We start from the raw sequence: 23332 nt of genomic DNA, 5'->3' as shown, positions 1-23332 counted from the left end.
TTTTTAAATCTTAAAAGCCTCATTTTTTCTGGTTGTTTTTTCTAAGAACTATGCTCTTTTTTTTCGAGCGGATTGCAAAGATAGGACGAGATAACTTCTCAGTCAAAACTATTTTAAATATTTTTTGTTAAGGATTGTAGAATGCCATACCACAGCGGGTTTGGAAGAAAAATATTTTTTACTCTATTTTATTTGCGCCTGTTTTAAACCACCGCGCCTAATCAATCGTGAGCATCGTGGTAAGGCAGAAGCAATAAAGGCGGATATTCAACTTTTACCAAAAAAAGCCCATGCGAGGGAACCGAAAAATCAGCCTGCTTACAATCGCGGCTTTCAATAATTTTCTCAAACTCTTTTACCGAAATTTTTTGAGTTCCTACCCTCAGCATTGTGCCTACCAATCCTTTTACCATACCTCTTAAAAAACGATTTGCTTTTACTGTATAAATCAGCTTATCATTTTGCCATGACCATTCACTTTCCTTTACCGTGCACTGAAAATGCCTGACCTGCGTGTTTTTTTTTGAAAAGGAGGTGAAATCTTTTTCGCCTACGATGAGAGCAGCAGCTTTGTTCATCTTTTCCACGTCCAACCTGTAAGGATAATAATAGGCTGTTCGTTCAACAAAAGGGTTTTTTCGCTGATAAATGCCATAGTGATATTCGCGCGAACTTGCATCAAACCGGCAATGCGCTTCATCGCTTACCTTAAAAATCCTGATGATTGCAATATCGCGCGGAAGCATGGCATTCAAATGATATACGCAATTGCTTAGTTGTGTTATAAGGTTTGGCTGTTGTAAATTCTCCGTGGAATTGCAAGGAAATTCATCGGAATCAAAATGGAAAAAATTCTGAATTGCGTGGACGCCGGCATCTGTGCGGGAAGATCCGGTAAGCACTATTGCTTTTTTACAATAAATCAATAAGGCCTTTTCTACTTCAGCCTGGATGGAATTAGCATTCCGCTGAATCTGAAAACCCGAATAAGCAGTACCCATATAACTTAACTCAATAAAAAAGCGCATGATGCTAACTGATTAATGGTAATTAATGTCGTACCATGGCTTCAAACCGGCTCCTGTAGTAAGGATCTTTTAGTTGAGATTCCAATGATGAATATTGGTCAGAATCAGAAGTGTGAGGATAGGCTATGTCAAAAAACATATACTTGCCTTCATCCGTTAGAAAGAGATAGGATAAATCCTTTATCTGCGCAGTACTGAAACATTTTGATTTAAAATATTTTTTAGCCATTTTAATCATATTTTCTTTATCATCTTCAGAGGCCATTTTTTTCCGTAATCTTAAAAAATCCTCATTATCCGCAAATGATTTGCAATCGGAATTAACAGTTGAAGAGGTAACCACTTTTGGCAATACTTGTATCTTGTTCGTTGCTTTTTTTTCAGTATTATCACTTTCTTTTGCCTGAGAATTTTCATTTTTAAGCCCACTGAATAATCCCTTTTTTCCCTGCTCTTTTTCTTTTCCGCTATCCGTGCTTTTTTCTTTAGGGCCGATATAAAATACCTGCTCAGGAGCTGTTTGACTCTTGGGCTTGGCAGGATTTTCAGAAAGTGAATCTTTTCTCAATACAAATCCACCATTTTTTTCTTCGTCTGAATCTGTTTTGGTGGGCGTAATCGTAAGCTGATCAACTCGCGGCTCAGATTTCGTTTGCTTTTGATTTGCTAAATTAAAATCCTGGTTATTTATTGCTTTACTGCCTGAATCAGCTTCATTTTTAACTGAAGGCATAAACACTCTTACAGTGTCCTTTGCATCACCTGAATTGTCTGCATAAATCAATTGAAGGCCGTTCTGATCGTTTTTGCTAAGTAGCTTCGACACAGAAGTATCTCTATCGGAGTGCACATTTTTATTTTCAGCTCCGGGTGATGGTGATATTGCAGCTATCTCATTACTATCTGCAGTCGTCTTTTCATTAGTTGACGAACTGGTATTATTGGTGGCAGCAGCGATGCTTGTTACTTTACTTTGTGCAGCAGAATCCGTTTGCACGGCAGCACTCGCAGTATCATTTGGTTTTGAGGAATTGATTATTGCGACATCATGGTTCTGCAAAATTGTAGAATCCTTTACCACGGTTGCCAGCATCCTGGTGAATTCATTATTGTCTTCTTTTATAACCACCGCTTTAGTGCTGGTATCTTTATCGCCGCTGATTAAGGCAAGAGTTTCCAGGTTGAACAGTTGCAACCCATTCTCATCAAAATGCTTGATGAGAAAACCCTGGTTGCCATTATCAACTGAAACCGTAAAACGCTCTTCGGGGAATTCGTTTTTCGGAAAACCAACATTTATCTGGTGGGCACCGTTGGTTATGTTGTGAAGAATGACATATCCTTCTGAAGAAGAACTGATAATTTTACTATCCATTCTTACATAAAATGGCTTGCCATCGTCAGTCTGCAGGTAAACAAAATGATCTTGCTGGGCCCTGGCGCTAAACGCAATGAGTATTACCAGTAAAACAAAAAGCGGCTTTTTAACTTGACAAATCAACATGATAGCAAATCTATCCAATATAAATAATTAAAATTGACATGCCAGCGAAAAATAAGAAGTTTTTATAATTACGGTTAATTTTGCGCTCCTAAATACTTTTTATGAAAAGAATGCTGTTTGTGCTTTTGCTGTCAGGAATAATTAATTATGCAATGGCCCAGGATAGCCAGGATGAGCCTACAACTGACACCGCGTGGGAGTCCGTTTATCGTGGAACATATCCAAGAATCAACGATTTGGTGCATACCAAACTATCTGTAAAATTTGATTACCAAAAACAATGGATGTATGGAGAAGAATGGGTTACCCTTCAGCCGCACTTTTATCCCACCGATTCATTAACCCTGGATGCGAAAGGAATGACGATTAATGAAATTGCTTTAGTAAATGGTAAATCAAAAATCCCGTTAAAGTATTCTTATGATGACAGCATGCAATTACGAATCGTGCTGGATAAGACTTATAAAAAAGATGAAAAGTATACCCTTTATCTTAATTACATTTCCAAACCCAACGAACTTAAACTGGCCGGAAGCGCCGCTATTACCGATGCTAAGGGATTGTATTTCATAAATCCTTTAGGCAATACAGATGAACACCAGGAAATCTGGACCCAGGGAGAAACCGAATCTAACAGTACATGGTTTCCTACTATTGATAAGCCGGATCAGAAAACAACACAGGAAATTCTAATGACCGTTCCGTCTAAAAATGTAACGCTAAGCAATGGTCTTCTGGTAAGCCAGCAAAAAAATACAGACGGTACAAGGACTGATTATTGGAAAATGGATCTTCCCAATTCTCCTTACTTATTTTTCATGGGCATAGGCGATTATGCCATCGTAAAAGACAAGTATAAAAATATGGAGGTGAACTATTATGTTGAAAAAGAATATGAGCCTGTAGCCAGGAAAATTTTTGGGGAAACACCGGCCATGATTGATTATTTTTCTAAACTTTTAAAATTTCCTTATCCCTGGCCGAAGTATGATCAAATCGTTGGCCGCGAATATGTGAGCGGCGCGATGGAAAACACCACTGCAACCCTGCACCAGGATGGCGCCTATCAGAATGCGAGGCAACTGGTAGATGGAAATGTTTGGGAAGATGATATTTCACACGAACTTTTTCATCATTGGTTTGGCGACCTGGTTACCTGTGAAAGTTGGAGCAACATCACGCTTAATGAATCTTTTGCCAACTATAGCGAATACCTGTGGAGAGAACACCGGTATGGAAAAGATGATGCAGATGCCAAAAACTTTAAGGACATGCAAGATTATCTTTTAAGCGGTAGTAGTGGCAAAGATTTAGTCAGATTCTATTACCAGAACAAAGAAGATGTTTTTGATGCGGTAAGCTATAATAAAGGTGGCCGCATTTTACACATGTTAAGAAATTATGTAGGTGATTCAGCTTTTTTTAATGCTTTGAATGAATATCTTAACCGGTATAAATTCAAGCCAGCAGAAGCCCAGGAGCTAAGACTTGTATTTGAAGATGTAACGGGACAGGATTTAAACTGGTTCTGGAATCAATGGTACTATGGAAGTGGGCAGCCTGCGCTGGATATCCATTATAATTACAGCGACGGCGTAGAAAGAATAATCGTAAACCAAACCCAGAAAACAGGAAAGATTTTTGAATTACCGACTTCTATTGACATTTACAGTTCCGGCGCCAATAAAAAAAGATACAAGGTTTGGTTAAAAAATCCATCAGATACTTTTTATTTTAAGAGCCCGCAAAAACCTTCTTTGGTAAACGTAGATGCCGACAAAGTTTTGCTAGCCGTTAAAAAGGATAATAAATCTGCTGAAGAATTTGAGCAGCAATATAAATACGCAGGCAATTATCTTGACAGAAGAGAAGCGCTTGAGTATTTTGGAAAGAATAAATCAAGCAGCCTCTCTTTAGGCCTGCATGATAAATATTGGGGCTTGCGGCTACTTACTTTGCAATATTTTGAAGAATCAAATGGATATTCCGATGCAGCTATATTGGATGTAATAGAAAAAATGGCTAAAGATGATGAAAGCAAAAAAGTGCAGGCGAAAGCAATAGAGATGCTGGCAAAAATGAATAACCAAAAGTACTTACCAATTTTTGAAAAAAATATAAATGACTCTTCCTATTCAGTAGCAGGCGCTTCTTTGGAAGGCCTGGTAATGCTGCAGCCAGCCAGTGCATATACATTGGCAAAAAAATACAGCAGTGATGCCCTCGGTGACCTGGGCGATGTGGTAGCCGAAATTATTTATAAAAACGGAGCTGAAGATGATTTCGGATTTTTATTCAGTCACTATCGTAATCAACCCGCCACCCAGGATAAAATAATGAGTTCTGTTGCATTTGCAAAATATCTTTCATCTCTGAAAAATAAAGAGAATGTGAAAAAAAGCGTAGATGAAATTATGAAGTTCAGAAATCAAATTCCTGCGCAATATCACAGCTATATTGATCCTACTTTTAAAAATGCTTTTAGCAAAATCAGCCAGGCACAAAGGGCGAATGGCAATACAGATTTAGCGGTATATATCGATGGATTACTGAAATAAATACAGGTAAATAAATGAAAGAGCAGGTGAATCACCTGCTCTTTCATTGAAATAAAAAAAATTAGAAAATTTCTTCTAAAATAATATTGCGTTTTTTACTTCAGCCTTACATATTTTTCAATGTTCATCCTGTCAACGCCGGCATTGTCTACCTTTTCAATTCCACTTTGCGTAAGTGTATCATTTTTGATAGTTATGGTAAATGAGAAATCATGCCCTTCCCATTCTCTTTCCTTGCAATATTCAAGATGCTCTGTGTAGGTGCTGTCTTTTAAAGAATAGCTACCGCCACCGGCGTCAAAAGTTTTTGCAGAGTCGGGCGCATTAACGTCGTGGCTTAAAAAAGCAAAATGGTCTTTGTTGATTATTTTGATAAATGAAATATTTTTCGTGTACTCAGTAACCGTTGTATCGCCTTTTTCGATAAGAGTGCCCGAAAGTAATTTCCACGTACCCTCTATGGGCAAAGCCGGAGCGGTTATCGCTTCGGACGAACTCTTTACTTTGCATGCAGCAAATAAAATAATCATTGCAAAAAATCTTAGCGTTAATTTCATTTAAATTGATTTTTAGAAAACATTAAGTGAATAGTTTAAATTTAACCAAGCCCAACTCTTTATGCAGCTCCAGGCGATTGAGAAAATAAAATTTCATTCTTTTTATTCGTTTACTGTTCTTTACATTAAAAATCTTTCCGGATTGCCAGCCGAGAAATAGGCTTCCATAAACGCCTTGACATATCAAAATATTCAAGGCAATCTTTCCCGATTTCCAACTTGTAATCGAAGGCCTTAATGCCCTTTACAAAATAACCAGGATAAAAAAAATCAATCCGCTTCTGTTTACAGTATTCAATTTTTTTATAAATAAGAAATCTGCCTATACTGTGGCTTTTATAATCCGGATCATAAAAACTCACCACTCCTGCCGCACTTTTTTTCCCTACGTCAAATACCCCAGCCCCTATCAACCTGTCTCCATCATACAGGTTCATTACCCACGATTTAAAAATAATAAGGGCGCTGTCGCCAAAAAGAAAATTATACAGGCTCACGGCTCTTCCCGGAGGAAGTGAATCGCGGTATTTTTGAAAAAGCAATTCATAGGTTTCATCATAATGAAAAGGCAGAATTTCTATTTTAAAATTTTTATTTCTTTTTTCCAGCTTTTTCAAGCTCACTGAAGGAAGATAATTCCTGAGGCGGTTTCTCAACCATATGGTCTGAAAAAAGAGCGCATCTCTTTCCACGAAATCAGTAGTAAAGACACATTGTCCCATCCTATACCAGCCCGCTTCAAGGTAGCTATCCAATTCTTCGGGAGTGATGTGGAGGGGAAATTTAAAATCCTGGATCATTAATGTAAAATTTACATGCCGGAATGACCAAGTGCATGTTCCCAAAAAAAACAACTCGCTAAAGTATTATAAATACACCAGTGAAATTAAAATAAATAATTAAAAAATGATCCGCCATTAAAATAAAAAATTAACCTGACGCATCTTATCAAAAATATTACATGCATAAGAAAGCGTTTTGATAACTGCCGGTATAGCTTTACTTTACTTACCTTTAAAAAATTGTATTATAAACGAGTTTCATAATTTTTTTAAATGAACATTCAACCACATTTTTTAAAAAACCGCGGTTACTTTTTTGCAATAATTTTCGTATGTCTGCAGTCATGTATTCTTCAAAATTGTATTGCACAAAAAAAATATACCAACCTTATTTGGTCAGATGAATTTAATTATAATGGTGCACCGGATAGTTCCAAATGGAATTATAACTTAGGCGCCGGTGGCTGGGGCAACCAGGAATTGGAATATTATACGAAGAGGCCACAGAATGTAAATGTGAGCGATGGTACATTGCACATCACCGCTTTGAAGGAAAACTACGAAGGAAGTGAATATACTTCAGCACGCATATTAACCAAAGACAAGTTTTCATTTAAATATGGACGCGTAGAGGCGAGGGCTAAATTACCAACAGGAGTGGGCACGTGGCCTGCTATCTGGATGTTGGGAAGTAACATCGATTCTGTTGGCTGGCCGGCCTGCGGTGAAATTGATATTATGGAACATCTTGGAAGAGATTTAAATAAAATATATGGCACACTTCATTATCCGGGCCATTCAGGGGCGCATGCCAATGGCAAAACAACCATGATTGCCAATGCTGATAAATTTCATATTTACGAAGTGGAGTGGTCGCCCAAAGAAATAAAAATTTCCGTGGATGGTAAAGTATATCAAACCGTAAAAAATTTAAAAGAAATCCCTTTCAACCACAATTTTTTTATTATCATCAACATGGCCATGGGAGGCAATTTCGGCGGGCCTGTAGCTCCGGATGTTTCAAAAGAAATTATGGAAGTGGATTATGTGAGAGTGTATCAATAAAAAACTAGAATGCTGCCCAATGTTAGTAAAGCAATAAATAATCGCAATTTTTGTTTGAGCAGGATATCAATTAATTCATTTGAAAATTATGATGGCTGTGCAATTTTTCATCGTCTTCCAGTTTTAACTGCCATTTCCAGGCTGTAGCCATCATCTCATCAAGAGAAAATTTTGTATCCCATTTCAATTTTTCTTTCGCCAGGGAATTATCGGCATAAATCGCCATAATATCGCCTGGCCGGCGCGGACCGATTTTGTAATTCAATTGTACCTTGCTAATTTTTTCAAAAGCGTTAATGGCTTCCAAAACAGAAACTCCGTTGCCTGTGCCGAGATTATATACATCGCAAGCGCTGTCATTCCTGTTCTCCATCAGCATTTGCAAAGCAAGCGTATGAGCATGGGCAATATCGCAAACATGAACATAATCCCTGATACACGAACCGTCTCTTGTATCATAATCATCGCCATAAACGGTTAAGGCTTTTATTTTTCCCACAGCAGTTTGAGTAATTACCGGAACCAGGTTTTCAGGTTTTCCCAAAGGCAATTCCCCTATCAGTGCAGATGGGTGAGCGCCAACCGGATTAAAATACCTCAATAAAATACTTTTAAGTCCGCCGGTTTGGGTTACATCCCTCACTATTTGTTCGCCCATTTGCTTGGTAGCGCCATAGGGCGATTCTGCGGGTTTAATGGGTGATTGCTCGGTTACCGGAATCTTATCAGGTGCGCCATATACCGTGCACGAAGAAGAAAAAATGAAATGTGGTACATTAAATTCCTTGGCACATTTTAAAACATTGATAAGCGAAATCAAATTATTTTCATAATACAGTAATGGCTTTTCAACTGACTCACCAACCGCCTTGAATGCGGCAAAATGAATGATGCCTTGTATATCTGTATTTTCCTGGAATACGGCATAGGTATCATCGAAGTTGGCCAAATCCACCTTATAATTCTTTACAGTAACTCCGGTGATCTCTTTGATCCCTTTAAGCAACGATGTGGTCGACCTGGAATTGTTATCAATAGAAACAGGCTGAAACCCATTCTCTATAAGATCTACTATCGTATGTGCGCCAATATATCCGCAACCGCCGGTAACAAGTATTTTATTCATATTACAAAGTAAGATAAAATTGATTATAAAACAGGAGCTAGCATCAACTTATTTCAGGAAAGAAAATGGATGATATAGTAAACCACAGCGGCAACGAGGGCGCTTACGGGAATGGTCAGTATCCATGCCCAAAGTAAATTAATAGTGACTCCCCAGCGCACGGCTGATAAGCGTTTTGTAGCGCCCACCCCAACTATAGAACCAGTGAGTGTATGAGTGGTACTAACCGGAATTCCTAATCCAATAGTGAGAAAAATCGTAACAGCTCCTGCGGTTTCTGCACAAAACCCTTCAAGGGAATTTACTTTTGTGATCCGGGTTCCCATTGTTTTTACAATGCGCCAGCCTCCCGACATGGTTCCGAGGGCAATGGCAGAATAGCAAGCCAGGGGCAGCCATTCAGGCATCGCCATTTCAGGTATAGAAACCGTAGCTCCATGCACAGTTTTTTCATAAAACCATATTGCTGTCAAAATTAATCCCATTGTTTTTTGAGAATCGCCCCCCCCATGCGCAAGACTAAGGCAGGCAGAAGAAAGCAACTGAAGGCGGCGGAACCATTTTTCCGCCCTTGCGGGCCGCGATCTTTTAGCAATATGTACCGTAATAACCGTGATGGCAAATCCCAGAAGAAGCCCGATAATTGGTGCAAGCACCATAAATATTAATGCAATAAAAACCGGGTGTGTGTTTACCCCTGCTATTCCGCCAGCGGCAAGCGCTGCGCCTGCCAAACCTCCGATAAGCGTATGGGAAGAACTGGAAGGAATGCCATAATACCAGGTCAGCAGGTTCCAGCTGATAGCCGCGATAGTAGCTGCAATTATGGTTTTAAAATTAATAATGTTTTCAGACATAATGTTGGCAATCGTGCCTGCCACTTTATGTTCACGAAAAACAAAAAACGCAATAAAATTAAAGGAAGCTGCCCAAAGCACTGCCTGGAAAGGCGTAAGAACTTTTGTGGAAACGATAGTCGCGATAGAGTTGGCGGCATCGTGAAAACCATTAATATAATCAAAGACGAGAGCAAGAACAATAATCGTAATCAGGAAAACGAGCATATATTTCTTTTAAAATGCCTGAGGCTAAATGCTAAGGGCCAAAAGCAAGCCGCCATCTTTAGTTTGAGTTCTGTTATTTTTGCTTTTTGCTTTCGGCTTAAAGCATTAAGCGTACTTAATAATAATAGATTCAATCACATTGGCGGCATCTTCACATTTATCTGTCACAATTTCCATCACCTGGTAAATCTCTCTTTTCTTGATTACCTCTTTCGCATCGGGTTCATTTTCAAAAAGCTGCTCAATGCTAAGGTCAAAAACATCATCCGCCTGGTTTTCCACACTATTAATGGCAACCATAGCATCTGTTATTTTACGGATATTTTTCATGTCTCTTAACTCAGTCACCGCCTTGCGCACTTCAACACAGCTATTTAAGATTAATTCAGCAAACTTGTGAAAGGTTGGATTGTCGGGATTTACTTTATAAAAATTGATTTTTTTAGAAGCCGAATGGATGTAATCGCAAATATCATCGAGGGAAGTGGCAAGATAGTGAATATCCTCACGGTCGAATGGAGTAATGAAGTTTCTTCCCAGCTCCGTGAAGATCCTGTGTGTATTGTCATCATTTACGTGTTCCAGATCTTCAATTTGTTTTATTAAAAGGCTTCTTTTGGAAAAATCTTTTTCATGTACCAGCTCATTAAGCTTTTCAGCCATTTGAACTACCGTTTCAGCCACACTTTCAAATAATTGAAAAAAGACTTTGTCCTTGGGTAGAAAAAATTTTAAGATGGAATTTCCCATGGTGGCAAAAATAGAATACAATCGCTGTAAAACCATTTTTGTTTTCGAATTATTTACAAAAACATACTATTAGCAAATGCTACAGTTCCCATTTGGGTTTACATTCATTATTTTTGAAAATTCTGAATTTATTTTGAATGACCATAAAATCCCTTTTTAAAGAAAACATTTTATTTTTTGCCGGCTATTTTCTGATATTGATTTTTGCGCTATTTATATTATTTGCCAATTCGAAGGAGGCAGGTTTTGTATTGTTGAATCCTTACCACACCAAATTTCTTGATTATATTTTCCAGGGCATTACGCTGCTCGGCGACGGTTTTTTTTCGATCGCTTTTTGTGTGGTACTTTTATTTGTAAGAAAGAAATCTGTAAGCCTTCTGGTATTTATGAGTTTCGCCTCCTCCGGCATTGCCGCGCAGGTTTTAAAATATTTTATTTCCGAAGCCCGCCCCGCGGTTTTTCTTGAACATTCAAATTATCCATATTTTATTGAGAACGTAACGCTTCATAATTATCATTCGTTCCCCTCCGGGCATTCCGCGTCAATTTTCGCTTTGATATCCATTGTAGCTTTTGTTTCTAAAAATAAATTAACTGCTATTCCCTTATTAATAATTGGCGCGCTGGTAGGTTACAGCCGCATGTATCTTGGGCAGCATTTTATGGTGGATGTTACCATTGGAAGCCTTACCGGTATTTTGTTCGCTATACTTTGCTGGATGTTGTTTTACCCGTTTTATCAAAAAATGCAACAAAAAAAAGCCGGTGATTTTCCACCGGCGTAAAATAAGAAAATAGGTTATTTGTTTGTCTGCTGATATCAATCAATATCTTCCTCAAATTCTTCATGCTCTTCTGGCTTATATCCTGCTTTTAATTCAGCTAATTTCTTCTTGCCGTAAGCCGCTTTTGTAATTACTACATACAAAACCGGAACGATAAAGATGGCAAGTGAAGTTGCTGCCAGCATTCCTCCAAAAACCGTCCAGCCGATGGTTTTGCGCGATTCAGCGGCGGCCCCGGAAGCAAAAGCCAATGGCAAAACGCCAAGTATAAATGCAAAAGACGTCATCAGGATAGGCCTTAAACGTAGCTTAACTGCTGAGATAGTAGCTTTCATTAAATCCATGCCTGCGTCTACCCTGTCTTTGGCAAACTCCACAATCAATATGGCATTTTTCGCCGCCAGCCCTATCAGCGTTATCAATCCTATCTGTGCATAAATATTATTGGTGAGACCTGGCAGAAATGTGAGCGCAATGATAGAGCCCAATGCGCCAATAGGAACTGCCAACAATACGGAGAACGGTACAGACCAGCTTTCGTATAGCGCAGCAAGGAAAAGAAATACGAAAACGATGGAGATAGCAAAAATCATCCCCGCTTTGTTGCCGGATTTTATTTCTTCGCTGCTCATTCCTGAAAATTCATACCCGTAACCTGTGGGCAAATATTTTGCCGCTGCTTCTTTCAATGCATCAATCGCCTGGCCGCTGCTGTAACCGGGCGCAGGCGTTCCGTTAATTTCAATGGAACGGTAAATATTATAGTGAGATATTGCTGTGGCACTTTCTATAAGTTGGGTCGTAATTAAAGAACTTAAAGGAATCATATTTCCCTGGTTATTGCGGACATAATACTTCCCGATTTCACTAAGTGATGAGCGATAACTGCTGTCTGCCTGGGAAACCACCCTGAAGTTTCTTCCATATAAATTAAAATCATTGATATAGGCACTTCCCAACAAGGTGGACATGGTATTGTATACATCTGCTACCGAAACGCCCAGTTGTTTTGCTTTTTCACGATCTACATTTACCTGGTAGCTTGGCGTATTGGCTGTAAAAAATGTATAAGCGCCACCGATTTGAGGCATTTTATTTAACTGGCCTAAAAAATCCTGGGTCACTTTGGAAAACTGCTGAATGTCGTCTGTGCTGGTAGTTTGCTGAAGTTCAAAAGTAAATCCTGCAGTGCGGCCAAGCCCGGGCACAGCAGGTGGCGCTATTACCAGGATTTTTGCGCCCTTTATATCGGCAGTTTTTTGATAAATCTTCTGCATCACGGCCTGCTGGCTGTGTTCACTTCCTTTACGTTCGTCCCAGGGTTTTAGATGAATGAACATTGTTCCTACATTGGATTTATTGGAAGAGCTGATTATATTATACCCGGCTAATCCGCCAGCTTCATTTATTTCAGGAATAGCTTTCAATCTTTGTTGGATTTGTGTCAGCATCTCAATGCTTCGGTTGGTAGAAGCGCCTTCCGGCATTTCATAAGTAAGGTAAAGCCTGCCTTCATCTTCCTGTGGAATAAAACCGGTGGGTTTTGCTTTAAAAAGGAAAAATAATCCCACAAAAATTACCACAAGCAACACAATAATATAGGGCCATCTTCTTATCCAAAGCGCTACGCCTCTTGAATAAGAATTGGTGGTTTTTCTAAACCAGTTATTAAAAGAAAAAAAGAATTTGCCCAACAAGCCTTTTTTAGCTTTTTCATCTTTAGAATGCTTGAGCATTAAAGTACACAAGGCGGGCGTTAATGATAAGGCGACAAATGCGGAAATGATAACTGAAACAGCGATCGTAATGGCGAATTGCTGGTACAATCTTCCAACTATTCCCGGTATAAATCCCACGGGAACAAATACGGAAGCCAAAATAAGTGCAATGGCAATAACCGGCGCAGAGATTTCCTTCATCGCTTTCTTTGTCGCATCTCTTGGCGATAAATTGTTGTGGTCAATATTATGCTGAACCGCTTCCACCACAATGATCGCGTCATCTACCACTATTCCGATGGCGAGGATAAATGCGAATAAAGTAAGCGTATTGATCGTAAATCCAAACGGCACAAAAAATATAAATGTTCCAATCAGCGACACAGGAATGGCCAACACAGGAATTAAAGTCGCGCGCCAGTTTTGGAGAAATAAAAACACCACGATTACCACCAAAGTAAGCGCTTCCAAAAGTGTAGTAATTACTTCTTTCATTGAAGTTTTCACTACAGAAACTGATTCGGAAGGAACCGAAAAATCTATATCGCTGGGAAAAGTTTTTCTTAATTTTTCAAGCTCTTTATTAATGCCATTAAAAGTTTCTAAGGCGTTGGCGCCCGGCGCCTGGAAGATCAATAAAAATGTAGCGGGTTTGCCATCTACCAGGGCATTATTTGCATAGGTAAATTTTCCTAATTCTACTCTTGCCACATCTTTCAGGTAAACAATATTTCCTGTAGCCGGGTCAGAGCGTATTATAATATTTTTGAATTGCTCAGGCGTATTGATACGGCTGTTGGTTAATATACTGTATTCAAAACTTTGGATACCCGGCTGGGGAACACCGCCAACTGTGCCGGGCGCTATTTCAAGATTTTGTTCATTAATAGCCGCGGTGATATCGGCGGGCGTCAATTTCAGCGCAGCCAGTTTTTCCGGATCCAGCCAGACACGCATTCCGAAATCGCTTCCAAACGCAGTGATATCGCCCACTCCCGGTACGCGTTTTAATGCATCCACCATGTAAATATTTACATAGTTGCCAATAAATTTCGAATCGTGAGTTCCGTTAGGTGAATAAAAAGCAAGCACTTCAATAAAGCTTGGATTACGTTTCAGCACCCTGACTCCCAGCCTCCTTACCGCATCAGGCAAGGTAGGAAGCGCTACGTTCACCCGGTTTTGCACGTCTAAAGCAGCTATATCTACGTCGGTGCCAACATCAAAAGTAGCAGTGATGGAACTGCTGCCGCTTGAAGTACTGTTGCTGGTAATATAAGACATGCCGGGCGACCCGTTAATTTGGGTTTCCAGCGGCGTTGTCACTGTTTCTTCCACCGTTTTGGCATCTGCGCCGATAAAGTTACCACTAATTGAAACCGTTGGCGGCGATATATCCGGATATTGCGCAATCGGAAGATTGGTTATTGAAATAATACCCACGAGCACGATTACAATCGAAATCACAATTGCTGTAACCGGTCGTTTTATAAAAGTTTCTGCGATCATTTCAAGTTCTTAATTCGTTACTTATTTTACCAACCACTCTAAACTTTCTAAATCCTCTAAATCTTCCTGAAACCTCCTGAACAACTCCGCCCTTTTTATTAATTCTCACTCGCTTTCACCACTGAGCCATTGTGCAAATTCTGTATCCCTACGACAACAATTTTTTCACCAGGCTTTAAACCTTCTTTTATAATAATACTATCTCCTATTTGCGTTCCGAGCGTAACGAGCTGCTGATGCACCTTTGAGCTATCGCCCAACACATAAACAGAAAACTCGCCTAATTGTTCGTTTACTGCGTTGTAAGGGATAATGGTGGCATTTTTAGTGGCAGTATTCTTTACCCTTACGCTGGTATTCATCCCGGGCTTCAGCATATGTTTCTCATTGGGAAAACTCAACCTTATTTTTATGGTTCCTGTCTGGGGATCAACTGCGCGGTCAATAAAATCAATCTTCCCGGGATAAGGATAAATATCATCGCCAAAAGCAATGGTAAAAACCGAATCTTTCACGTTGTCTTTTTGTTGTTCCAATTCAGAAAAGCGATAAATATTTTTTTGATCAATTGTGAAATCAACCGCTATGGGATTATCCGTTGAAATAGTATTTAATACCGTTTGCCCCGCAACAACTGCTGTTCCTTTTTTCACCTGCGAAATGCCAATCGTACCTGTAAAAGGTGCATAAATATTGGCAAACTGAACATTGGAATGAAGGCTGGCAACATTTGCTTTTGCAGCATCTACCTGTTTTTGCGTAGCGGCTAAAGTGGCATTGGCATAGTCTACCTGTTGTTTGGCGATAGCATCATGCTTTTCCAGCTCATTATAGCGGGCAGCATCTTTTTGAGCCTTCACCAGGTTCGCTTTCTGAACTTCCAGGTTTGCCACTGCCTGCTCATAATTGGCTTTATAAACCTGGTTATCGATTCTATACAAAAGCTGGCCTTTTTTCACATTTTGCCCATCTTTAAAATTGATGTCAGTGACGTATCCACTCACCTGCGAAGTAATGTTTATTTCGTTTAAAGCGGTAACCGTTCCGGGATAAGTGTCATAATAAACCGCGTCAGTATTTTTTACTGTTGTAACGGTGACAGGAACTGCGGGAGGCGGCCCTTGTTGCTTTTGCGAATTATTATTACCACAAGAAATAACGAAGCCTGCTGCAAATACTAAGAAAATATGTTGACTGATTTTCATGATTGTATTTTAATATTTGATATTTCCCAATGATTGCATCACATCTATTTTACTGGCCAATACCTGGTAAAGCGCGTTGTAATAATTTATTTGGGCGGTTCGCAAATCCGATTCAGCGGTGATTACATCCAGGTAGGCTTTCACCCCCGAACGATATTGCAACTGAATTACATCATACACTTCACTGGCCAGCGAAAGATTTTCTTTCAAGCTGTAAAAGTTGTACAAATTGCTTTTATAAGTAGCCAGCGCATTTTGGTATTGTGAATTAATTTGATTTTCATAACTCCTGATGTCATTGCCGGCCTGCGTTATCTGGAATTGCGCCTGTTTTATTTGCTGCAATCTTTTGCCGCCCTGGAAGATTGGCAAAGAAAGAGTGAGCCCGATAAAAGAATTCGGATAAGATTGACTGTATAATTTTGAAAATTGATTATTCAAAAAGTTCAAATTATAATTTCCAAAAGCAGACACATCCGGAAGAAAGCTCCATTTATAATATTGAAGATTGTATTCCTGCAATTTCTTTTGCGTTTGCAATTGCTGAATTTCAATCCTGTCGTTGTAATCCACAGTTTGCAACGTATCCATCAACACCTCATTTTCCATTTGGGAAGTATCATAATTTAAATTGAGTGGCTGCATTACGGGGTAGCCCATCAAATCTTTCAGATAGGCTTGCTTTGCTTTCAAACTTTCTTCGCCGGATTTTTTTTGAGCTTTGGCATTGTTGAGGGCAATGGTAGCTCTTTTATAATCTGTCTTATCAACCAGTCCGGCCTGGTATTGATAATAAGCATCCTTCAGGCTTTGATTGGTACGCACAATATCCTCATCAGTTACTTTTAGTTGTTGTTGGGTAAGTATCAAATCATAAAAAGCCTTGCTGACTCTTACTGCCAAATCAATTTTTTCGCTTTGAGTGTTTTCACTGGCTGCTTCACGAACATCTTTTGCCGTGCGCGTTGCCAGCAACACATCCCGGTTAAAAATATTTTGAGTCAGCGAGAAGTTGGCTCCTGAAGTATTGTAGCTTCCGGAATGGGAAACATTGCCATTAAAAATAAAAGTCGGCAACTGAATATTATGCTGCAAATTATAAGTAAAATTTACTCGCGGATACCAATCAGATAATTTATTTTGAATTTGCGCCTCCGTTATTTGCTGGTCAATTTTTGCATTTTGAATATCAGGATTGTGCTGAATAGCATATTGTATACAATTTTGAAGCGAAGCCTCTGCCAGGGTGGGCAAACTATCATTTCGCTGGGCAAATAAAGTCCCTGAAGTCACTACCAGAATTCCATAAATCAAATAAAGCCTTTTATACCTTAAAAAAAATTTTGCTGTTTGATTTGCCATATTCCTTTGTTCATTTAACCGCCACTGTTTTCGCTATTCCGACATATTTAAACAATTGTTTAAAAGGCCAAAATCCTCAAATCTAAACCAGGTATTCAAGGGCTTTAATAGTACCGGATTGCTACCTGCTAATTATAAAGGAGCGCAAGTTATGCAGAAAAAAAAATATAAACTGCCGGTTAATCAACAAATATTACCGTTTAGAAAAAATTGATCCATCTATGACTTTAGAATTATTTTTCTATTAATTCATTTTTTATCCTGAAGTTTTTAATTGAAGAAATTCTGGTAGGAGCTTTTTGTTCATCAATAAAAAACTGTATACTGCTCACCTCTTCTTCAGGGAATGTCAAAATTCTTTTATGCCCAATAGTGGTGCCTTTCAACTCTTTTATGAGGCTTCCGCCTTTGTCGAAAAGCTTTATGGTAAATTTGGCGCATTGTTGCCCGTTCAATAAATTTTCCTGTAAAACCAAGCAGTTTATTTTAGAAGGTTTCGGGTAATCGATTTGAATGGATTGATTTTGAGGATGACTGAAAATCACATATTTATCTCCGGGGTTATTATCCAAACTTTTGGCGGCGGATTTTTTATTACCGGAAACAAAATATTTCCTGGCATTTTTAGACAAATCATTTCCAAAACTTTCCTGTCTTAATCTCTTAAAACCTATCAGCGAAGCCGAATCATATTTTGTAATTAATCCTCTTCTATCCGGCGGAACATTCAAGATTAAATTGGCGCCGCGGCCCACACTCTTTAAATAAATTTCAAAAAGCTGCTCAGGCGTTTTTACCAAAGAATCTTCTTTCTGATGAAAAAACCAACCTGGCCTGATGCTGACATCACATTCAGCGGGAATGAAATTTTTTCCAAACTTATTCCCCTGGTTTAAAGTATCTGTTGGTGGTGCTCCATTCCCTCTTTTAAATCCTGCAGTATCTAATAAATCCCAGTTGGTTTTTCCTGCAAAGCCATGTTCATTCCCGCACCAGCGCGCGTCAGGGCCAATGTCGCTGAAGATAATTGTTTGCGGAGAAAGCTTTCTCACCACTTTTTCAAACCGCGCAAAATCATACACCTGTTTTTTCCCATTTGGTCCTTCGCCATTTGCACCGTCCCACCATAGTTCCCAAATCGGCCCGTAGTTAGTAAAAATTTCTTTCAGCATATTCACAAAAACATCATTGTAAGCGGGCGTACCATAAGCCGGGTGATTCCTATCCCATGGGGAAAGGTAAACTCCGAATTTTAACCCGTATTTTTTGCAGGCTGCAGACAATTCTTTCAGCACATCGCCTTTGCCATTTTTCCAATCACTTTCCCTTACGGTATGCTTTGAAAATTTACTTGGCCAAAGGCAAAAACCATCGTGATGTTTGGCCGTGATTATAATTCCCTTTGCGCCGGCTTCCTTTGCAACGCGGCACCATTGGTCGCAATCCAAATCTTTTGGATCGAAAACTTCTGCATTTTCATTGCCTTTGCCCCATTCCAAATCGGTAAAAGTGTTAGGCCCAAAATGCATAAAAAAATAATACTCCATATTTTGCCAGGCCACCTGGTATTGGGTGGGAACAGGGTTCACTCTTTTATCAGTTTGTGAAAAACCGGTTTTAAATAAAAAAATGAAAGCGATAAAAATTATATTCTTTTTCATGCGGATTATTTATTCAGAAAATTTTTCTGAAAGGTATTTGATAAATGTGTAAAATTTAAAAATGAAAAATATGTTGAATTTTTGGCGAAAATAAATTTGCCAAAATAAAAATTGCGGTTATTTGCCGGTTTACTGATTCGCAACTCCAAAGTGTCAAAAAAATCCATTAAAAATTAATTCCATAAGCGCTTTCTAAATTTTATCTTTATGAGAGGCAACCGGATTACAAATTCATACGATTATATAAAAAAAGTAAAGTAATTAATTTGCTCTCTGCTGAAGAATTGATATTACATATCAGGGGCTGCAGCCTCAATAACCGCGAAAGCCAGAAAAAAATTTTCAGCTCATTTTACGGCTATGTCATGTCTGTTTGCTGGCGCTATACCAGCAAGCAAGAGGATGCAACAGAAATCCTGAATGATGGTTTCCTAAAAGTATTTAAAGAAATTCACCGGTTTGCGCCGGCATACAGCGATGTAATAAATTCTTTCAAGGGATGGCTTCGGAAAATCATCGTTTATACTGCTATTGACCACAACCGTAAATATTATAAATATGAATTGACCACTTCCTTTAATGAAAAAGATGTTGAGATTGCCAATATTGAAGAAAGTGCTTTAGATAAAATTTCCTATGATGAAATTATTAAAGCAATACGGAATTTGTCACCCGCCTACCGCACGATTTTAAACTTGTACATTATCGAAGGATTTTCTCATAAGGAAATTGCACAAAAATTGGGCATCTCTACAGGCACTTCCAAATCGAACCTGTCTAAAGCAAAAGTGCAGTTGCAAAAAATATTATTTTCTCATCAAACAGTTTTAATAAAAAATGAAGCCTGATAAATTTGATATAAAAATTCAGGAAGCCGCTGCGCAAAGTGAAGCCGCTTACGATGAGCAGGCATGGAGCGCAATGGAAAAGCTGCTTGATGAAAAAATGCCTCAAAAGAAAAAGGATAATAAAAAAATCTTTTGGTGGTTTCTGTTGCTATGCATTTTGATATCGGGGCTTTGGTTAACCCTGAAGCCGGGAGAAAACCCGCAGGCAGTAACAATTGCCGAAAAAGCAACAGCAGCAGATACATTAACAAATAACTCTGATTATGTTTTGAAAAATAAAAAATTATCGACTCCCCAAAAAGAAAAGGAAAAAATAATTTCTCCAAACCAGACTTCGAAATTGCAACCCTCCAAATCTTTTTCTGAAAAAAAACTAGGGATTACGTTTTCAATAAATCGCACAGATAAGACAAATCATACAGATGAAATAAATCATACCAATGAAATCAATCATAAGGATGATAAAAGTGTTGGCGGCGAAAAAGAAAATCCTTCCCTGCCGGATGAAATAATATCAACTGAAAATAATTCTGCCGGTAATGCTCCCTCTGATAACCGGAAAAAGAATACGGATGCAACCAATGACCCGGCACCTGCAAATGAAGAAAATCATTTAGGCAACCAGGTAGCAAATAAAAATGCTGTTGCGACGGTCAATGAAAAAAATGATTCAATAAGCAATAAAAAAGACTCACACAACTCTGCGAAAAAAAATAAGGATTCCGCCAGAAATCAATTTAGAAAATCTTTTCTAATCAGTGTTTCCGCAGGTCCCGATATAAGCGCAGTAAACATAAATAATTTAGGCAGAACCGAACTTGTATACGGAGCAGGCATCGGGTATACGGTCAATAAAAGATGGTCGGTAAGAGCCGGTTTTTACGTGGCAAAAAAAGGATATGGCGCCAAATCTTCAGACTATCATCCACCCGCCCGATTTTGGAATTACTATCCTGACCTTACCTCTATCGATGCTAATTGTAAAGTATATGAAGTGCCACTGCTGGTGAATTATAATTTTAACCGAAACGCAAAACATCAGTGGTTTGTCTCGGCAGGCCTGGCTTCCTATTTTATGAAAAGGGAAGACTACGATTATATTTCAAAATCGCCTTCCGGGCAAATCAGTTACCATAACTATACGATCAGTAACGAGAATCAACATTACTTCTCTTCATTGAAATTATCCGCCGGCTATGAAAAAAAATTAAGCAGCAAAATTTTTCTAACGGCAGAACCTTACCTCAATCTTCCACTGACCGGAATCGGCTATGGGAAAGTAAAACTTTACAGCGCAGGGATTCTGTTTTCTCTTAATGTAAAGCCGTTTTCAAAAAAATAATCAGACCGCAGCTTCAAAAAAAAATTTTTGAATTTAAATGAATGAGGCAACCGGCAAGATGAATTGCCCGATTTAATAACTGAAGCCGGATATGAAATTCAAATAAATCCGGCGATGCTTTTGTTGCATCCTTCAAAACCTTATTCTTAACCAAATTATTTTTATGAAACTCAAAAGAATTTTTATGTTGGCTGCCAGCGTGATTATTATCAGCTTACTTTCATGTTCCAAATCTCAAAACAATTATGGCAGCCAGCCACCTCCTGGTGCAAACGGCGATGGAACTTATAATATTTTCAACATGGCTTTCCCGGCTAAGATAACTGTGAAAAAAGGCGCTACGGTTAAGTGGTTTAACAAGGATGGATATGCACATACAGTAACTTCTGATGACGGCACTACTTTCGATAGTGGCAACTTAGCAGCCGGCGCTACTTTTTCTTATACTGCCAATACTGTAGGGACTTTTGATTATCACTGTAAAGTACATTCAAATATGAAAGGGACTTTGGTGGTTACTGAATAATACGAAGCAAAATCACATCAGATGCAAAGAAAATCAAAAAGAAAAATAGTCTTTTTTGCTGTTTTACTGGTTCTTTTGTCGGCATTTGTTGGTTACAGAATATGGAACAAGCCACACCGGAATGTAAAAGATGCAATACCCGTGAAAGTCAATGCAGCTGCGCTTTATAAAACTCTTTCTGAAAAAAATTCTTCTGATAAATCAGATTTTGATAACAAGGTATTGTTGGTGTCAGGAACGGTAAAGCAGGTGTTACAAAATCATCAAAAGCAGCAGGTAATTCTTCTTAAAACAGATATCGAAGATGGCGCCGTGAATTGCACCATGGAAGAAAATTTTGAAAATATAAAGGCAGGAGATTCTGTTTCGATAAAAGGAATTTGTATCGGATACAATGCCGGAGATTTTGATTTGCCCGGCGATGTTTTTTTAATCAGATGCTATCATGGCAGTTAAAATAAAAATTATGAATATAAGAAACGCTGTCCTCGTACTGTTTATTTTTTCTGTGAAACCCACGTTCGTGGCGGCACAGGTCTATTTCACAAAAAATGGAAGCGTTTCTTTTTTTTCAAAAACCATTGTGGAAAATATTGCAGCTACGAACAACGAAACGATCAGCATTTTAAATATTCAGACTGGCGAAATGCAGTTCTCGTTGCTCAACAATGGCTTTCATTTTCCCAAAGCAAAAATGGAAGAAGATTTTAATGAAGATTATATGGAAAGCGCGCGGTATCCACGCTCCACATTTAAAGGCATCATAAGCGGTATCAATAAAATTGATTTTGCAAATGATGGCACGTGGCCGGTAACTGTTACGGGGGATCTGCAGATTCATGGAATCACTAAAAAGATTTCTGTGCCCGGTAAAATTGTTGTTATAAACGGGAAAATAAATGCCACAGCTACTTTCAGTGTTTTGCTCAAAGACTATAGCATTAAAATTCCTTCCATAGTTTCCAACAAGGTTTCAGAGAAAATTGACATTTCAGTTAATGCTTTGTATCAAAAAAAATAAAAAATTTTTTATGCGCTTCTTGAAAACAACAGGACTTATTTTTTTGTGCATCATTATTTTTCCCGGAAAAATTTTTGCGCAGGATACAACAAATCTTATGAATCAATTAGAAAATGAAGGAGTAAAAAACAAGATCTCCTATGCCGTTTCTACTTTTAAAACTACACGGATTGTAGATGGGCAATCTGTTGAGAGTTTGCCGAAAAACGTTTTAGATGTAAGAATCTCTCATCGCTTCGGCCCGTTAAGCAGCGGCATTTATAATTTATTTGGCCTGGATAATGCCACAATGCGGCTGGGTTTTGATTATGGAATCAGTAATAATTTTATGATTGGAGTGGGCCATAGTACTTATCAAAAAACGTACGATGCATTTTTAAAATTCAGGATATTACGGCAATCGGCCGGAGCCGCAAATATTCCTGTGACGGTGTCTTTTGTGCCGGTGATTGCGGTCAATACATTAAAACAGTTTGATTCTTTAAAAACAAATTTTAATGACCGCGTTTCGATGGTTTATCAAATATTAATTGCAAGAAAATTTTCAGAAAATTTGGCTTTGCAAATTATGCCTACTTTAATCCATGCGGATAATATCTCATTCACTCATGTAGACCAAAATATTTTCGCCATCGGATTTGGCGGCAGGCAAAGGCTTTCCAAAAGAATAAATCTGAATGCGGAATATTATTATCAATTGCCCGGAACAAAGGCGCCCGGCTCGCATAATGTATTTTCTTTTGGTGTAGATATAGGAACCGGCGGCCATGTATTTCAATTAGATTTTACCAATTCCCTGGGGCTCACCGAAAAATCTTTTATCTCCGAAACAACAGGTCGGTGGGATAAAAGCAACATCATGTTTGGCTTTACTATTTCAAGAGTTTTTCAACTGCACAAGAAAAATTAAATAAAAGT

Annotated in this window: 20 protein-coding genes; 9 read left to right on the top strand and 11 right to left on the bottom strand. The window is 38.6% G+C overall.

Features of this window, described 5'->3' with window-relative positions; genetic code table 11:
* Positions 1–221: 221 nt before the first annotated feature.
* Positions 222–1028 (bottom strand): tRNA pseudouridine(38-40) synthase TruA, encoded by an 807-nt coding sequence (gene truA, locus EFY79_RS05975; RefSeq protein ID WP_123119749.1) that lies wholly within the window; start codon positions 1026–1028, stop codon positions 222–224.
* A gap of 22 nt (positions 1029–1050) precedes the next feature.
* Complete coding sequence (locus EFY79_RS05970) at positions 1051–2532, bottom strand: DUF4476 domain-containing protein (protein ID WP_123119748.1); 1482 nt, start codon at positions 2530–2532, stop codon at positions 1051–1053.
* Between the two features lie 101 nt (positions 2533–2633).
* Here EFY79_RS05970 and EFY79_RS05965 point away from each other — a divergent pair, with 101 nt between their 5' ends.
* On the top strand, positions 2634–5090 hold the full coding sequence (locus EFY79_RS05965; RefSeq protein ID WP_123119747.1) for a M1 family metallopeptidase: 2457 nt from the start codon (positions 2634–2636) through the stop codon (positions 5088–5090).
* 95 nt (positions 5091–5185) lie between these two features.
* Here the strand turns inward: EFY79_RS05965 and EFY79_RS05960 are convergent, their stop codons facing one another.
* Both EFY79_RS05960 and EFY79_RS05955 read right to left on the bottom strand, forming a co-directional pair.
* Positions 5186–5647 (bottom strand): lipocalin family protein, encoded by a 462-nt coding sequence (locus EFY79_RS05960; protein WP_123119746.1) that lies wholly within the window; start codon positions 5645–5647, stop codon positions 5186–5188.
* Positions 5648–5772: 125 nt separating this feature from the next.
* On the bottom strand, positions 5773–6447 hold the full coding sequence (locus tag EFY79_RS05955; RefSeq protein ID WP_123119745.1) for a GNAT family N-acetyltransferase: 675 nt from the start codon (positions 6445–6447) through the stop codon (positions 5773–5775).
* A gap of 255 nt (positions 6448–6702) precedes the next feature.
* Between EFY79_RS05955 and EFY79_RS05950 the strand changes: the two genes are divergently transcribed.
* The gene (locus EFY79_RS05950; protein WP_123119744.1) at positions 6703–7494 is read left to right on the top strand and encodes a glycoside hydrolase family 16 protein; all 792 of its coding nucleotides are present in this window, start codon (positions 6703–6705) and stop codon (positions 7492–7494) included.
* Between the two features lie 70 nt (positions 7495–7564).
* On the opposite strand, the gene galE is transcribed toward EFY79_RS05950, so the two are convergent.
* The 3 genes from galE to EFY79_RS05935 form a co-directional block, all read right to left on the bottom strand.
* Positions 7565–8620: a UDP-glucose 4-epimerase GalE gene (gene galE, locus EFY79_RS05945; RefSeq protein WP_123119743.1), complete on the bottom strand. Its 1056-nt coding sequence runs from the start codon at positions 8618–8620 to the stop codon at positions 7565–7567.
* Positions 8621–8673: 53 nt separating this feature from the next.
* On the bottom strand, positions 8674–9684 hold the full coding sequence (locus EFY79_RS05940) for an inorganic phosphate transporter (protein WP_123119742.1): 1011 nt from the start codon (positions 9682–9684) through the stop codon (positions 8674–8676).
* Positions 9685–9789: 105 nt separating this feature from the next.
* Positions 9790–10470 (bottom strand): DUF47 domain-containing protein, encoded by a 681-nt coding sequence (locus EFY79_RS05935; RefSeq protein ID WP_233577930.1) that lies wholly within the window; start codon positions 10468–10470, stop codon positions 9790–9792.
* A 101-nt stretch (positions 10471–10571) separates the two neighbouring features.
* Here EFY79_RS05935 and EFY79_RS05930 point away from each other — a divergent pair, with 101 nt between their 5' ends.
* Positions 10572–11222 carry a phosphatase PAP2 family protein gene (locus EFY79_RS05930; RefSeq protein WP_123119741.1) on the top strand — a complete coding sequence of 217 codons (651 nt, stop codon included), beginning with the start codon at positions 10572–10574 and terminating at the stop codon, positions 11220–11222.
* 35 nt (positions 11223–11257) lie between these two features.
* Here EFY79_RS05930 and EFY79_RS05925 read toward each other — a convergent pair whose 3' ends face one another.
* From EFY79_RS05925 to EFY79_RS05910, 4 genes are all read right to left on the bottom strand, one after another.
* Complete coding sequence (locus tag EFY79_RS05925; protein ID WP_123119740.1) at positions 11258–14449, bottom strand: efflux RND transporter permease subunit; 3192 nt, start codon at positions 14447–14449, stop codon at positions 11258–11260.
* A gap of 98 nt (positions 14450–14547) precedes the next feature.
* A complete protein-coding gene (locus EFY79_RS05920; RefSeq protein WP_123119739.1) occupies positions 14548–15654 on the bottom strand; it encodes an efflux RND transporter periplasmic adaptor subunit in 1107 nt (368 codons plus the stop codon).
* A 9-nt stretch (positions 15655–15663) separates the two neighbouring features.
* On the bottom strand, positions 15664–17016 hold the full coding sequence (locus EFY79_RS05915; RefSeq protein ID WP_123119738.1) for a TolC family protein: 1353 nt from the start codon (positions 17014–17016) through the stop codon (positions 15664–15666).
* A 233-nt stretch (positions 17017–17249) separates the two neighbouring features.
* Complete coding sequence (locus tag EFY79_RS05910; protein ID WP_123119737.1) at positions 17250–18677, bottom strand: alpha-L-fucosidase; 1428 nt, start codon at positions 18675–18677, stop codon at positions 17250–17252.
* A gap of 266 nt (positions 18678–18943) precedes the next feature.
* Between EFY79_RS05910 and EFY79_RS05905 the strand changes: the two genes are divergently transcribed.
* The 6 genes from EFY79_RS05905 to EFY79_RS05880 all read left to right on the top strand — a co-directional run bounded on the left by EFY79_RS05905 (position 18944) and on the right by EFY79_RS05880 (position 23324).
* Complete coding sequence (locus EFY79_RS05905; RefSeq protein ID WP_148041862.1) at positions 18944–19525, top strand: RNA polymerase sigma factor; 582 nt, start codon at positions 18944–18946, stop codon at positions 19523–19525.
* Positions 19515–20867, top strand: coding sequence for an outer membrane beta-barrel protein (locus tag EFY79_RS05900; RefSeq protein ID WP_123119735.1), 1353 nt, complete (start codon positions 19515–19517; stop codon positions 20865–20867). The genes EFY79_RS05905 and EFY79_RS05900 overlap by 11 nt, the downstream gene beginning before the upstream one ends.
* Positions 20868–21030: 163 nt before the next feature.
* Positions 21031–21393, top strand: coding sequence for a cupredoxin domain-containing protein (locus EFY79_RS05895; protein WP_123119734.1), 363 nt, complete (start codon positions 21031–21033; stop codon positions 21391–21393).
* 21 nt (positions 21394–21414) lie between these two features.
* Positions 21415–21849: an OB-fold protein gene (locus tag EFY79_RS05890; protein ID WP_123119733.1), complete on the top strand. Its 435-nt coding sequence runs from the start codon at positions 21415–21417 to the stop codon at positions 21847–21849.
* A gap of 10 nt (positions 21850–21859) precedes the next feature.
* A complete protein-coding gene (locus EFY79_RS05885) occupies positions 21860–22414 on the top strand; it encodes a YceI family protein (RefSeq protein ID WP_158605159.1) in 555 nt (184 codons plus the stop codon).
* 10 nt (positions 22415–22424) lie between these two features.
* The gene (locus tag EFY79_RS05880; protein ID WP_123119789.1) at positions 22425–23324 is read left to right on the top strand and encodes a DUF5777 family beta-barrel protein; all 900 of its coding nucleotides are present in this window, start codon (positions 22425–22427) and stop codon (positions 23322–23324) included.
* Positions 23325–23332 lie beyond the last annotated feature (8 nt).

The sequence above is a fragment of the Hanamia caeni genome (assembly GCF_003721595.1).
In the GTDB taxonomy this organism is placed as follows: domain Bacteria; phylum Bacteroidota; class Bacteroidia; order Chitinophagales; family Chitinophagaceae; genus Ginsengibacter; species Ginsengibacter caeni.
The sequence above is the reverse complement of the archived record's forward strand: the minus strand, read 5'-3'. Positions and strand labels throughout refer to the sequence as shown.

Coding starts and splice junctions, on each gene's coding strand:
- EFY79_RS05915 (WP_123119738.1), bottom strand. CDS start 17,016: ATGGCAAATCAAACAGCAAAATTTTTTTTAAGGTATAAAAGGCTTTAT.
- EFY79_RS05910 (WP_123119737.1), bottom strand. CDS start 18,677: ATGAAAAAGAATATAATTTTTATCGCTTTCATTTTTTTATTTAAAACC.
- EFY79_RS05960 (WP_123119746.1), bottom strand. CDS start 5,647: ATGAAATTAACGCTAAGATTTTTTGCAATGATTATTTTATTTGCTGCA.
- EFY79_RS05900 (WP_123119735.1), top strand. CDS start 19,515: ATGAAGCCTGATAAATTTGATATAAAAATTCAGGAAGCCGCTGCGCAA.
- EFY79_RS05895 (WP_123119734.1), top strand. CDS start 21,031: ATGAAACTCAAAAGAATTTTTATGTTGGCTGCCAGCGTGATTATTATC.
- galE (WP_123119743.1), bottom strand. CDS start 8,620: ATGAATAAAATACTTGTTACCGGCGGTTGCGGATATATTGGCGCACAT.
- EFY79_RS05930 (WP_123119741.1), top strand. CDS start 10,572: ATGACCATAAAATCCCTTTTTAAAGAAAACATTTTATTTTTTGCCGGC.
- EFY79_RS05880 (WP_123119789.1), top strand. CDS start 22,425: ATGCGCTTCTTGAAAACAACAGGACTTATTTTTTTGTGCATCATTATT.
- EFY79_RS05940 (WP_123119742.1), bottom strand. CDS start 9,684: ATGCTCGTTTTCCTGATTACGATTATTGTTCTTGCTCTCGTCTTTGAT.
- EFY79_RS05920 (WP_123119739.1), bottom strand. CDS start 15,654: ATGAAAATCAGTCAACATATTTTCTTAGTATTTGCAGCAGGCTTCGTT.
- EFY79_RS05925 (WP_123119740.1), bottom strand. CDS start 14,449: ATGATCGCAGAAACTTTTATAAAACGACCGGTTACAGCAATTGTGATT.
- EFY79_RS05890 (WP_123119733.1), top strand. CDS start 21,415: ATGCAAAGAAAATCAAAAAGAAAAATAGTCTTTTTTGCTGTTTTACTG.
- EFY79_RS05935 (WP_233577930.1), bottom strand. CDS start 10,470: ATGGTTTTACAGCGATTGTATTCTATTTTTGCCACCATGGGAAATTCC.
- EFY79_RS05970 (WP_123119748.1), bottom strand. CDS start 2,532: ATGTTGATTTGTCAAGTTAAAAAGCCGCTTTTTGTTTTACTGGTAATA.
- EFY79_RS05955 (WP_123119745.1), bottom strand. CDS start 6,447: ATGATCCAGGATTTTAAATTTCCCCTCCACATCACTCCCGAAGAATTG.
- EFY79_RS05885 (WP_158605159.1), top strand. CDS start 21,860: ATGAATATAAGAAACGCTGTCCTCGTACTGTTTATTTTTTCTGTGAAA.
- truA (WP_123119749.1), bottom strand. CDS start 1,028: ATGCGCTTTTTTATTGAGTTAAGTTATATGGGTACTGCTTATTCGGGT.
- EFY79_RS05965 (WP_123119747.1), top strand. CDS start 2,634: ATGAAAAGAATGCTGTTTGTGCTTTTGCTGTCAGGAATAATTAATTAT.
- EFY79_RS05950 (WP_123119744.1), top strand. CDS start 6,703: ATGAACATTCAACCACATTTTTTAAAAAACCGCGGTTACTTTTTTGCA.